Source organism: Enterococcus lactis, from assembly GCF_015751045.1.
Classification (GTDB): Bacteria; Bacillota; Bacilli; order Lactobacillales; family Enterococcaceae; genus Enterococcus_B; species Enterococcus_B lactis.
In genome coordinates this window covers 1-12,085 of record NZ_BNJW01000019.1, presented here as the reverse complement: position 1 = coordinate 12,085, position 12,085 = coordinate 1, and the positions used below count along the sequence as shown (strand labels likewise).

The following is a 12,085-nucleotide window of genomic DNA, read 5'->3' as shown; positions in this document are numbered from 1 at the left end:
CATGAATCGAAAACTGGAAAGAAACTTACTACGTGCCAGTGCGGTCTGGGATGTCTGTATTGGTCTCGTAACGATGTTTGGGTATTATCCTTGGTTTGAAGAACAAGGGATCGCAGCGTTTCAAAATCAAAATCAGTATGAATATTTACAATCAAGTCTTATAGGTATGATCTCAAAAGTAGTGTTGATCGTTGCATTAGCAACGATTTTGATGGGCGTTATCAGTTGGATCAACGCGAAGAATATGCGAGACAAACAAATAAACAAAGGAACGATACGTTGGATGATCGCCTGTGTCATCATCCATTTGATCATCTATGATGTGATTGGTGTCGTCCTCTATTTACTAGCTACGACGATGTATATGTCTAAAAATAAAGCAATAAAAATACTAAAAACGGAAAATGGAATTTTTTAAGAAGGTGTAGAAGTTATGGCAGAAAATTATTTGGAACCGATTGTATTAGAACGAGCAGACCCATGGATATACAAGCATACCGATGGATATTATTACTTCACTGGATCAAAACCAGGGTATCAGGAAATCGAATTAAGACGTGCGAAAACCTTGAAAGGACTGGCTGACGGTGAAGTAAAAGTCATCTGGACGGCTCATGCCGAAGGCTCAATGAGTGAGCTGATCTGGGCACCAGAGATTCATTTTATTCAGGGAAAATGGTACATCTATTTTGCTGCTGCAGATCATGGAGAAGTCAGAAATGATCAGCATCATCATCGGATGTTTGCAATCGAAAATGCGAAAGAAAATCCCTTTGAAGGAGAGTGGGTGGAAAAAGGACAAATCAAGACGCAATTTGAGAGTTTCAGTTTAGATGCTACGGTATTTGAACATAGGAACCGATTGTATTATGTCTGGGCACAAGTAGATCCAAATATTCCAGGCAATTCCAATCTTTATTTATCAGAGATGGAAAATCCTTGGACATTGAAAGGAAAGCAGATTCTTCTGAGTATCCCTTATTATGAATGGGAAAAAATCGGCTTCAAAGTAAACGAAGCACCCGCCGCTTTGATTAGAAATGGAAAAGTGTTTATCACTTATTCAGCAAGTGCGACGGATGAAAACTATGCGATGGGGCTTTTATGGGCAGATGAAGAGAGCGATTTGTTGAATGGCTACTCGTGGAACAAATTAAAAGAACCAGTGTTTTCAAGTTCTGAGCGTAATTCTCTTTATGGTCCTGGTCATAATTCATTTACAATTGATGAGGAAGGAAAGCAAGATATTTTAGTTTATCACGCTCGACCAGAAAAAAATGATTATAGTGATCCATTGGAAAATCCAAACAGACATGCGTATGTTCAGCCATTTACGTGGCATAAAAATGGACTGCCTAATTTTGGCGAACCTGGTGTAATCAAAGCTTAAGAAAAAGAGAGGAAAAAAATGACTACAAAAATAAATATGATCAGTAGGATGATACCTGTTTTTTTGACCAGTTTTTTTCTTATGGGATGTCAAACAGGGGAAGCTGCCGAGCAGCTTATACAAAAGGAGTGGGAAACAACATCTAAGGAACGGGTATCGATCCATGACCCTTCAATTACAACTATCCATGAGGAAAATCAAGAATTATTCTATGTATTTGGTTCACATCTTGCTCAAGCAAAAACATCAGACTTACGAACGTGGGAAGTTCCTTTTTCTCACGAATATGAATCAATGGAAGACAATATTATTTATGGAAATACCAAAGAAAATCTAGCTGAAACATTTAAATGGGCAGGATATGATGATGCTGATTCAAAAGGCGGCTATAGTCTTTGGGCGCCAGATGTGATCTGGAATGCTGATTATGAATGGTCAAATGGAGACAAAGGAGCCTACATGCTTTACTACTCAGCTAGTTCTACTTGGCGGCGTTCAGCGATTGGATTAGCTGTAGCAAAAACAATTGAAGGACCATACAGCTATTCTGACACAGTTATTTATTCTGGATTTACAGAAAAAGATTCAACGGATGGTAGTGACCGTAATACAAACTATCAAAATACTCATTTGGCAAAACTGATCAAAGATGGAAAAATAAGTGGTTTTAGTGAAAACTGGTCTATCGAAGCCGGTCTTACCTATAACACCGATTATGCGCCAAATGCCATTGATCCCGCTTTGTTTTATGATGAAGAAGGGAAACTATGGATGACCTATGGTTCTTGGTCCGGCGGTATCTTTTTATTGGAAGTTGATCCAGCCACTGGAAAACCAATGTATCCTGGTGAAGATAGCACTACAGAAGATGGGCGCATCATTGATCGCTATTTTGGGATTAAACTCTCAGGTGGCTATCATCAATCAGGAGAAGGTCCCTACATTGTTTATGATGAGAAAACCGATTATTATTACCTATTCGTCACTTACGGTGGTTTAGCAGCAAAAGGTGGTTACAATATGCGACTATTTCGCGCTGAAAAACCAGAAGGACCTTACCTTGATGCCCAAGGAAATAGCCCAATCTTGGATAAAGGTGAACAAAATGTGAATTATGGTATCAAATTGATTGGGAACTATCAATTCTCGTTTCAACAAATGGGGTATCGAGCAGCGGGACACAATTCGGCGATCATCGATGAGAATGGTCAGTGGTCCTTGGTGTATCATACGCGCTTTAACAATGGAACCGAAGCCCATGAAGTGCGGGTCAACAGAATGTATATGAATGAGGAGGGCTGGCCAGTTCCAGCACCCTATGAGTATCGAGGCAATGAACAAGTAGCAGATGCTTTGACAGAAGATGAAATTATCGGGCGCTATGAAATCATTAACCATGGCACCGACAATGGAACAACCATGCTAAAAACGCAGATGATCGAGTTTCAAAAAGATGGAAACGTTACTGGAGACTTGACCGGAACTTGGACGTACGATGCGGGATACTTGGTGTTGACTTTTGAAGAAACTACCTTCAAAGGAATCTTATTAACTCAGGAAATAACAGAATTCGAGCAGCAAAAGTTAACGTTTTCAACGATTGGCGATAATAATGAGTCCATTTGGGGAATCAAAGAATAGGAGTAGGAAAATGACAATCAAAATTCTACACACAAAATCAGGAACAACGATCAGCAAATATATCTACGGTCATTTTGCAGAGCATCTAGGCCGTTGTATCTATGAAGGATTATACGTTGGAGAAGATTCGCCGATCCCAAATAAAAATGGGATGCGGATCGATGTGGTTGAAGCACTGAAAAACATTCAAATCCCTGTGCTGCGTTGGCCAGGCGGCTGCTTCGCCGATGAATATCATTGGAAAGACGGGATTGGTCCTAAAGAAAACCGCAAAACGATGGTCAACACTCACTGGGGCGGCGTGACTGAAAACAATCATTTCGGGACCCATGAATTTTTTGAATTGATCAAGCAGCTGCAATGTGACGCGTATGTCAACGGCAATGTCGGCAGCGGAACGGTGCAAGAAATGTCAGAATGGGTGGAATACATCACGATGGATGGCATTTCTCCGATGGCTGATCTTCGCAGAGAAAATGGCCATGAAGAAGCGTGGGAAATGAAATTTTTTGGCGTAGGAAACGAAAACTGGGGTTGTGGCGGCAATATGCGGCCAGAGTACTATGCGGATCTGTATCGCCGCTATCAAACCTATGTCCGCCAATACGGTGACAAAAAAATCTACAAAGTCGCTGGCGGAGCGAATGTCGCAGACTATCATTGGACAGAAACGCTGATGAAAAACGCCCATTGGTTGATGGACGGCCTAAGCTTGCACTACTACGTTCATCCGCAAGGCTGGGAAGAAAAAGGTAGCGCCTTGGAATTTGATGAGGCAGAGTGGCAAGTGACCTGTGAAAAAGCAGCCTACATGGATGAATTATTGACCCGCCACAGCGCTATCATGGACCAGTATGACCCAGAAAAGCGTGTCGGAATCATTGTTGATGAATGGGGCACTTGGTTCTCAGCAGAACCTGGAACGAATCCAGGCTTCTTATACCAACAAAATACGATCCGTGATGCCATGGTCGCAGCGATCACCTTGAATATTTTCCATAAACATGCCAAGCGAGTGCATATGGCAAATATCGCACAAACCGTCAACGTCCTGCAAGCGATGATTTTGACAGATGGCGAACAAATGGTGAAAACCCCAAGCTATCATGTATTTGATTTGTACAAAGTCCATCAAGATGCTGAAACCATTGATAGCCATGGAACCAGCAGCGATACCATTACGTATACGATTTCGAAAAAAGAGGATACGATCCATCTATCGGTTTGTAATTTTGCTACCCAAGGCACGGAAGAATTATCCTTCTCCCTTGAAACAGCGATCAATAAAGTGAAAGAAGCTCGTTATATCGTGGGAGACAAAATGAACGCACACAATGATTTTGATCATCCTGAAGATGTGGTGATCCAAGACTTCACCGCTTACGATGTTGAAGAGAACAAAGTCAGTTTGCGTGTGCCAGCAATGAGTGTTCTAACGATCTCATTGACAGTCTGATCCCATGACTTGTAAAGGATGCGAAGTGAAAGATGTTGCTGTAGCAGCACAGGAAGACATTGAATCCTTGATTGCAGAACAACTTTCTTTAGAAAGAGACTTGGCTTTGCCGGAGATCGTCAGTAGGAGAATCGCTGTTTGTGAGACCTGTCCACTGCGATTGAATCATACCTGTACCAAATGTGGCTGTTTTTATCGGTTTCGCGCAAACTTAGCTAAGAAAAACTGTCCTGCAGGAATGTGGGAACAAACAGGACAGCTCGTCAAGTAGCTGTCCTGTTTTTATAAAATAGTATAAATCAATTAGGAGATGAGGGAAAGACATGACAGCGATCAATGGGGTTCATGATCCTACGATTATTGAACATGAAGGCACCTTTTATTTATATTCAACGGACACACAACAGCCCAAAACGGCTGGTGTACCAATTCGTAGCTCAAAAGATTTGATCCATTGGCAACTTGAGAAACAGGCATTGTCAGAAATGCCTGAACCAGCAGTAAAATGGAGCAAAGCTCAAGGACTATGGGCACCGGAAGTTATTCGCTACAAGGACGAATTCCGTATGTATTATTCTGCTTCGACATTCGGCAGTACCACTTCTTTTATCGGCTTAGCTACAGCTTCAGATCCTTTGGGTCCTTGGGAAGATCAAGGAGAGGTTGTTAAAACCAATGCAACTCTTGCACAGCATAACGCGATCGATGCCAATATTGCTTTTGACCGCTCGGGTGAGCAGTGGTTTGTCTATGGTTCTTTCTTTGGCGGAATCTATATTGCTCCATTGAACAAAGAAACTGGAAAACTTCAAGAAAAGAGCTATGGCCAACGGATTGCTTTTCGTCCGAAAACAGTTGATACTGCTATTGAAGGACCATTTATTTATTATCACCCTGAAACCGATTATTATTATTTGTTTGTTTCTTTCGATTCCCTTAATGATTCGTACAATATCCGTGTCGCCCGAGCAAAAGAAATTACGGGGCCATATCTGGACTGGCATGGTACGGCCATGACGGATCAAGAAAAGACGCCAACCGAAGTAGGGACCAAACTGTTGGGCAGTTATCAGTTCTCAGAAGAACCAGTTGTATACGCTCCTGGTCATAATTCGATCTTTACGCAATCCAATAAGGAAAGTTTTGTTGTGCATCATGCACGGAGAAAACCATTTAGTGACCAATTCCATTTACAAATACGTAAACTATATTGGCTGGAATCAGGCTGGCCAGTGATCTCTGCTTCAATCTATCAAAGAAGTGTTTCACGAATGCCAGAGCAGGAAAATCTTTTAGGAAAGTGGGAAATCATCCAATTTGATTACGAATCTCAAATTATATCTTCTCAACAGCATGAAATAACAGAATTAAAAAAAGAAGGACGAAGTTACTTGTGGGAAGGAAATGAATTTGTCCCATATTATGAGTACATCGACCAAAAAGAAAGGTTGTTTTTCTCTGGAATCAATGATCAGGGCGTTGCGTTTCTTGGTCGAAAAGTGTGCGAAGAATAAAAAACAAGCAGCACAATGAGCAGATTGCATTGTGTTGCTTATAAACGTATACTGCTGCCCTTTTTACTAAATACTGCCTTTTAATAATCTGGCGCCATGAGTAGGAATCTCAGCCTCGTCAAGTGCCCATTTTTTGTTACCATAACTCAGTGCCATTTTTAATTGGTGATTCACAAACCCAACGGTCTAATCAAGTTTCAAATCGATAGTGAACATGAATGGCAGGAGACGAAAGAGGCAATCATTTTTGAGGCAGTAGAAGACTTGATGGCCAAAATCAGTTTTGCATAACCGTTACAAATCTTTCGTGCGTATCCTCAGATTTTATTCAAGATATCAATCAAGTCACACTGCAACGAGGAACCTTCGTGTATTGGTGTTGTTGCATAGACTCACAGGCTTTGGATTCGACCTTTGCTAAAGATGATACGTTGTTACCAATTACTTTACGTTTGGCTACCGCTAGTCGTAAAGGAGTAAGAAGTGAGCGTGGACAAAGATCCTCCCTAAAAAGGGGTCTTTTTCTCTATGTAAAAAAGAGGAAAAGTTTGCTGAATTTAAGTGCTTTATTGTATTTTTTTTGACGTACTTAATCAAGTACGCTATAATTATATCAGAAAAAGGAGGAGAGACAATGGCTAATACAACGATGAATCCTAGCACTGCTCGTAAAAATTTTTATCAGTTATTGAAAGAGGTAAATGAAAATCATACTGAAATCGAGATTATTAGTGATCGTAGTGGAAACAATGCTGTATTGATTGGGCTGGAAGACTGGAGAGCGATTCAAGAAACCCTTTTTCTTGAGCAAACAGGTACTTTAGATAAAGTACGAGACCGCGAAAAAGACGACAGTGGCTTTACGAATATCGATGATATTGATTGGGAAGCTCTTTGATGAGTAACTATACAGTCGCAATCAAAAACTCTGCGAAAGTGGATTTAAGAAAAATCAAGCAATCGAATTTAAAGAAACAATTTGAAGAAGTGATTCAGACATTGAAGGAAGATCCATATATGCCCACGCAGTCTTTTGAAAAGCTGAGACCTACACATGAAGGCAGATACTCACGCAGGCTGAATAGACAGCATCGAGTGGTTTACAAAGTTGATGAGGAAAATAAAGTTGTGGAAATTTATTCTGCCTGGACACATTATGAGTGAAGTGAGAAGAGCCAACCTTTTTAGATAGTTAACAAAGAGTCACCCCAAAAAGGAGACTCTTTTTTTGTTCTAAAACCAACATTCTTGGATTTATTGCATGATTTCTTTAATTTGTTCCTATATCTCCACCTTTGAAGGGTCATTGTTTGAGTTTAGGAATGTTGACGGGTTTATGTAAAACAAGGAGGAAGAAGTGTGACAAGGAAAATCAGTAAAATTGGCGCATCGTTGTTAGTGTTGGCAGTGGCAACGACCATCGATTATCGCCAAAGTGAAGCGAAGACAATTGGAAAAGTCGTTTATCGAGAAACAGCCAAAAGTATGTTGGAAAAAGCAATGGACAATCAACCGAAGTCGTCTTCTTGGTTCCCAGAGGATTCGTTGGCATAGTCTTTTGGAAAAGATACAGATACGAAATACAATACCAGTGTCGTTCCTTTAGCAGAGCGAGTATCCAAAGCGACATTGCCGAACATGAATGTCACTCAAACGAAGAAGTCAAAGTCGTGGCGATTTCGGCCATGAATAGCAGTATCAACGGCAATGCACCACGAGGGATCGATACCTTTGACGCCAATGTCTTTTCTTATTGGCAATACATCGATCAATTGGTTTATTGGGGCGGCTCTTCTGGCGAAGGGATCATCGTACCGCCAAGTCTAGTTGCGACGGATGCAGCCCATAAGAATCGTGTACCGGTTTTAGGAACCGCAAACCGCCCATGGCGAGAAGCTGGAATGGCTAGATATGTTTTTAGCCAAGGATGAGGATGGCAAGTTCCCGATTGTAGAAAAGATGATCGAAGTTACCAATACATATGGATTTGATGACTGGTTCATCAATCAAGAAACCGATACGGCAGTCACCAGTTTTGATGATGCAGCTGAAGGCATCGAACAATCGAAGACTGATGGAAAAGGCTTAAATGAAAGCCACGCCAAAGCGATGTAAGAATTGATGCCCAATTCAAAGAACAAGCAGACGAGTATTTAGAGATCATGTGGTATGAATTCCATGACGAGTGATGGAAAAATGGATTGGCAAAATGCCTTAGCGGATAAGAAAAAAACTTAGTCGGTGGATGCAGAGATGAACCCGTTGGCAGTATGAAGTTGGAGTATACGGAATGGACAAATAGCTAAGAAAAGCAATTCTTTGCCCATAAAGAGGGAGGAATCAGAGTGGAATATTGCCTTAAAAAATGACAGAACTAAAAAAGCTTTTGCGACCAACAAATGGTCGCAAAAGCTTTTGTTTTTTACAATAACATCAGCGTGATGTACGGCTGGCTGGATCTAGCCGTTTTTCCAAAATACCTAAAAGCCAGTCCGTGATGATCGCCATTAATGCAGTTGGCAATGCACCGGCTAAAATAATCGATGTGCCATCTGTTGCATTGGTTCCTCGGATAATGATATCTCCAAGACCACCAGCACCGACGAATGCACCGATCGCGGTTATCCCGATGGCAACAACTAACGCGTTTCTTATGCCTGCCATGATAACAGAAACAGAGAGTGGTAACTCTACCATGAATAGTCGTTGTCTAGCAGTCATCCCCATGCCTTTGCCGACATCAAGGATATTTTTGTCTACTTGGATCATCCCAGTGTACGTATTCTTGATAATGGGTAACAGGGAATATAAAAATACAGTAACAATCACGACATTGACTCCCAGACCTAATCCAATGATCAGAATGGAGATCATGGCTAAGGAAGGAATCGTCTGGATGATATTCGCCAAACGAATCACCCAGTTTGCTAATTTACGTCTCCTAGAAATCATGATCCCGACCGGAATCCCGACAACTGCTGCAAAGAGGACACCATAGATAGAAATGAGGAAGTGACGGATAAATTGTGCAAAGATATAGGAGCCATTTTCCTGGAAATAATAGAAAAATTGTTGAAAGACATTCATTTTATCCAATTGCTTCACTTCCCTTCAAAATAGTGGTTTTCTTGTAAGAAACGTTGTGCTACTACTGATGGTTCCACTAGATTATTATCTGCTTCGTAGTTCAATTCCTGCATTTTTTCCGTACTGATGGTATGACCTAACTTATTTAAGGCTTCTTTTAAATGAGGTGTATCAGCTAATACCTTGTTGTCTACAACTGGAGCAGCATCATATGGTGGGAAGAATTGACGATCATCTTCCAACATGACTAGATCATAACTGGCAATCCGTCCATCCGTAGAGTAGCCAAGAACAATATCCATTTTTCCTGCTTCGACTGCATCGTAAACAAGTCCAATCTGCATAGGTAATATCGAGTTGAAAGAGAAGCCATAAGTTTCCTGGAAGCCGTCGTAACCGTCTCCTTTACGATTGATCCAAGAAGTATCTACACCAGCTACTAATTCATCCGCTACATTTTTCAGATCGCTGACTTTAGATAGATGGTATTTTTGTGCGGTGTCTTTTCGAACAAGAAAGACATACGTATTTTCAAAACCATAGGACGGGAACCACGTTTGGTCATATCTTTTATCAAATTCATCTTTCACGGTAGCAAATGCTTTTTTCGGATCTTTTTCAGGAGGAAGATTCAATGTAGTGGTTAAATCTGTTCCTGTGTAACGAGCTGCTGAAATCGAAGCATCTCCGTTCATCATCGCTTGGTGGTTGATAGTTGTAGTAGCCAGATTGTTGATGATCGCTGTGTTTTTATCTGTATAATGTTCAACCATCCCGGCAACTAGACTTGCTAAGATCTGAGCTTCAGAAGTGATTCCACCTGTGATCGAGATGGTGTCTTCATCTGTATTGCTGGCAAGTCCAGGGAAGGAACAACTCGCAAGTATAAGAAGAGAGAGAAGAACCATGGTCATTTTTAATATACGTTTCATTCTTCATTCTCCTCTCTAAGTGCGATCGGTGTCAGCCGGTGTTCCAAGAGACCTAGAAGCCAATCAGCCAACAGTGCTAAAATCGTTACAGGGATCGTACCCGCTAAAATGAGATCTGGTTGGTAATTATTCAGTCCACTAAAAATCAAATCACCTAGACCACCAGCCCCGATATAAGAGGCAAGGGTAGCCCATGCAATCACGTAAACGGCAGCTAAACGAATGCCGGCCATGATCGTTGGCATAGCAATAGGCAGTTCGACGGAAAAAATGGATTGGAACTCAGTCATTCCCATCCCTTTTGCCACATCCCGATAATTCCAATCGACATTTTTCATCCCGATATACGTATTTCGTAGAATTGGCAATAATGAATAAATAAAGAGGGCGATGATCGCAGGTAATTTACCTACGCCAAATAGCGGGATCATCAATGCCAATAAAGCAAGAGAAGGGATTGTCTGCAAGGCACTGGTTAAGCCAATCACAATCGTGGCAGCTTTCGGAAAACGTGTCAGTAAGACACCAAGCGGTACAGCAATGATGATACCAATGATCAAAGCAAGTCCTGAAATATAAAGATGTTCAAAACCTTTTGAGAGAATTTCTGAACCGTGCTGATGAAAAAACTGCTGCATAGGTCAGACCTCCTTAGATTCTTCAGGAGTAGCTGACTCTGCAACATCAGTAGTTGCAGGGTCTTCTCCCCAAATCACATCGTAGACAATATCCACTAATGATGCGCGAGTCAAGATACCTACGACTTTGTTCTGTTCATCAACGACCGGCACATATTTCAGCCCACGTTTTAAAATGCGTTGCAAAGTATCACGAAGATAGGCGGATTCTTTTACGTAAAAAACATGTTTATTCAAAATGTCGCCTACGCTGGATACTTTTCCTCGTTTTTTATTCAACGTTTCTACATCGATAAATCCTTTTAATACATTCGAATTATCGGTAACTAACAACGTATCTACACGTTTTTCCCTCATCAGTTTGATTGCTTCTTGTAATGATTTTTCCGGTGTAATCGTGATTGCTGTATTTAGCATAACTTCTCCGACTCTTGTCGCATTTGGTTTTGCTTGTAGTAAGCGATCTTCTCCAATCAACTCTTCTACGAAATCGTTTGCAGGATGACGTAAAATATTTTCTGGTGTATCGAATTGGATCACACGACCTTCACTCATGATGGCGATACGACTTGCTAGTTTAATCGCTTCATCCATGTCATGGGTAACGAAGACGATGGTTTTACCGAGTCGTTCTTGTAAATCTTTGACCAGATCCTGAAGTGAATCGCGAGTGATGGGATCAAGCGCACCGAATGGCTCGTCCATCAAGATGATATCTTGATTCGCTGCCAAGGCACGAACGACTCCAATACGCTGCTGCTGACCACCAGATAATTCATGTGGGTAGCGATCTAACATCTCACGGGGCAATTCCACAAGATCAATCATTTTTTCAGCTGTTTTATTCCGTTCTTCTTGACTGACTTTCAACAATTTTTGGACAAGAGTGATATTTTCACGGATCGTCATGTGAGGCATCAATCCAATACTTTGGATAACATAGCCGATCTGACGTCGCAATTCCACCGGATCAATTTCTTGGATGGATTTTCCATCAATCAAAATTTTCCCTTGTGTTGGATCAGTCATTCGGTTGATCATCCGCATCGTCGTCGTTTTTCCGCTCCCGCTCGTACCGATAAAACAAATGAACTCACCCTTTTCAAATGAAAGATTGACGTCCTCTACAGCAACTTTCCCACCTTTATAAATCTTTGACACATTTTGAAATTCAATCATGGTGCCACCTCTTTTTCTATTTTCAATGAAGAACTATTTATTACTAGTATGCCTAAAACAATGAAAAAATACAAATAGGGTAGTTTTTTTATTTAGGGTCCTCTTAATTGTCAAATTAAGTTAGACAGATCATCAATACTTACGTAACTCAAAAATACTTCCAAAGGTGTTCGATAATCCAGTGATTTTCTAGGAATATTATTTCGTTTAGATGCGACAGATTGAATAAAAAATTCATCTACTGAATT

14 protein-coding genes and 2 pseudogenes are annotated in these 12,085 nt (G+C 41.0%); 11 read left to right on the top strand and 5 right to left on the bottom strand.

Going from position 1 to position 12,085, the window contains the following annotated elements; translation table 11 throughout:
• The first annotated feature begins 1 nt into the window (after position 1).
• The 11 genes and pseudogenes from KFO35_RS10365 to KFO35_RS10320 form a co-directional block, all read left to right on the top strand.
• Positions 2–418, top strand: coding sequence for a hypothetical protein (locus tag KFO35_RS10365; protein ID WP_002337069.1), 417 nt, complete (start codon positions 2–4; stop codon positions 416–418).
• Positions 419–433: 15 nt separating this feature from the next.
• Positions 434–1,390: a glycoside hydrolase family 43 protein gene (locus KFO35_RS10360; RefSeq protein ID WP_002315575.1), complete on the top strand. Its 957-nt coding sequence runs from the start codon at positions 434–436 to the stop codon at positions 1,388–1,390.
• 18 nt (positions 1,391–1,408) lie between these two features.
• Complete coding sequence (locus KFO35_RS10355) at positions 1,409–3,031, top strand: glycoside hydrolase family 43 protein (protein WP_002298342.1); 1,623 nt, start codon at positions 1,409–1,411, stop codon at positions 3,029–3,031.
• 10 nt (positions 3,032–3,041) lie between these two features.
• Positions 3,042–4,487, top strand: coding sequence for an alpha-N-arabinofuranosidase (locus KFO35_RS10350; RefSeq protein WP_070703901.1), 1,446 nt, complete (start codon positions 3,042–3,044; stop codon positions 4,485–4,487).
• Between the two features lie 4 nt (positions 4,488–4,491).
• Positions 4,492–4,758, top strand: coding sequence for a DUF6171 family protein (locus KFO35_RS10345; RefSeq protein WP_002315578.1), 267 nt, complete (start codon positions 4,492–4,494; stop codon positions 4,756–4,758).
• Between the two features lie 52 nt (positions 4,759–4,810).
• Positions 4,811–6,001: an arabinan endo-1,5-alpha-L-arabinosidase gene (locus tag KFO35_RS10340; protein WP_002315579.1), complete on the top strand. Its 1,191-nt coding sequence runs from the start codon at positions 4,811–4,813 to the stop codon at positions 5,999–6,001.
• A gap of 162 nt (positions 6,002–6,163) precedes the next feature.
• Positions 6,164–6,292: a hypothetical protein gene (locus KFO35_RS14340; protein WP_258560466.1), complete on the top strand. Its 129-nt coding sequence runs from the start codon at positions 6,164–6,166 to the stop codon at positions 6,290–6,292.
• 343 nt (positions 6,293–6,635) lie between these two features.
• Positions 6,636–6,899: a type II toxin-antitoxin system Phd/YefM family antitoxin gene (locus tag KFO35_RS10335; RefSeq protein WP_002294199.1), complete on the top strand. Its 264-nt coding sequence runs from the start codon at positions 6,636–6,638 to the stop codon at positions 6,897–6,899.
• Positions 6,899–7,165, top strand: a complete 267-nt coding sequence (locus KFO35_RS10330) for a Txe/YoeB family addiction module toxin (protein WP_002294198.1) — start codon at positions 6,899–6,901, stop codon at positions 7,163–7,165. The genes KFO35_RS10335 and KFO35_RS10330 overlap by 1 nt, the downstream gene beginning before the upstream one ends.
• Positions 7,166–7,360: 195 nt before the next feature.
• Positions 7,361–7,555 carry a hypothetical protein gene (locus KFO35_RS10325; protein ID WP_080000635.1) on the top strand — a complete coding sequence of 65 codons (195 nt, stop codon included), beginning with the start codon at positions 7,361–7,363 and terminating at the stop codon, positions 7,553–7,555.
• A 131-nt stretch (positions 7,556–7,686) separates the two neighbouring features.
• Positions 7,687–7,981, top strand: a pseudogene (locus KFO35_RS10320) (endo-beta-N-acetylglucosaminidase); the annotation flags it as partial.
• Between the two features lie 453 nt (positions 7,982–8,434).
• Here KFO35_RS10320 and KFO35_RS10310 read toward each other — a convergent pair.
• The 5 genes and pseudogenes from KFO35_RS10310 to KFO35_RS10290 all read right to left on the bottom strand — a co-directional run.
• Entirely contained in the window at positions 8,435–9,106 is a 672-nt protein-coding gene (locus KFO35_RS10310; RefSeq protein ID WP_025477296.1) for an ABC transporter permease, read from the bottom strand.
• A complete protein-coding gene (locus KFO35_RS10305) occupies positions 9,103–10,020 on the bottom strand; it encodes an osmoprotectant ABC transporter substrate-binding protein (RefSeq protein ID WP_002315583.1) in 918 nt (305 codons plus the stop codon). Before KFO35_RS10305 ends, KFO35_RS10310 begins: the two co-directional genes overlap by 4 nt.
• Complete coding sequence (locus tag KFO35_RS10300) at positions 10,017–10,658, bottom strand: ABC transporter permease (RefSeq protein ID WP_002293405.1); 642 nt, start codon at positions 10,656–10,658, stop codon at positions 10,017–10,019. The genes KFO35_RS10305 and KFO35_RS10300 overlap by 4 nt, the downstream gene beginning before the upstream one ends.
• Before the next feature lie 3 nt (positions 10,659–10,661).
• Positions 10,662–11,837 carry a betaine/proline/choline family ABC transporter ATP-binding protein gene (locus KFO35_RS10295; protein WP_002294192.1) on the bottom strand — a complete coding sequence of 392 codons (1,176 nt, stop codon included), beginning with the start codon at positions 11,835–11,837 and terminating at the stop codon, positions 10,662–10,664.
• A 110-nt stretch (positions 11,838–11,947) separates the two neighbouring features.
• Positions 11,948–12,085 (bottom strand): annotated as a pseudogene (locus KFO35_RS10290) (IS30 family transposase); the annotation flags it as partial.